A 508-nucleotide genomic window follows, 5' to 3' on the forward strand; every position below is an offset into this window, starting at 1 on the left:
AGTTTTCAGCATTACCACGCTTTTCATAGGGCACTGTTGCAAAGTTAGCGATGAGGCAGCCTTTTGTCTTATTCAAAGGCCTTACATTTCAAAAACTCTGCTTACCAGGCGCATTTCGCCCAGGGGATCACCATAATAAAATGCTGAGGCCTGGCCTTTGCGTAGTGCACGCATCACCTCAATACCTTTGATGGTGGCGTAAGCCGTCTTCATGGATTTAAATCCCAGCGTGGCGCCGATTATGCGTTTCAGTTTGCCATGATCGCATTCAATCCCGTTGTTCCGGTACTTAATCTGTCGGTGTTCAACGTCAGACGGGCACCGGCCTTCGCGTTTGAGCAGAGCAAGCGCGCGACCATGGGCGGGCGCTTTATCCGTGTTGATGAGTCGCGGGATCTGCCACTTCTTCACGTTGTTGAGGATTTTACCCAGAAACCGGTATGCAGCTTTGCTGTTACGACGGGAGGAGAGATAAAAATCGACAGTGCGGCCCCGGCTGTCGACGGCC

At 51.8% G+C, this 508-nt stretch carries 1 protein-coding gene; it reads right to left on the reverse strand.

The window, feature by feature from the left end:
- Positions 1-81: 81 nt before the first annotated feature.
- Positions 82-508, reverse strand: a 427-nt coding sequence (locus O3Q52_RS54060; protein ID WP_269655665.1) for a DDE-type integrase/transposase/recombinase, incomplete at its 5' end; no start/stop codon positions are given.

The sequence above is a fragment of the Streptomyces sp. ActVer genome, assembly GCF_027270795.1.
Taxonomy (GTDB): Bacteria; Actinomycetota; Actinomycetes; order Streptomycetales; family Streptomycetaceae; genus Streptomyces; species Streptomyces umbrinus_A.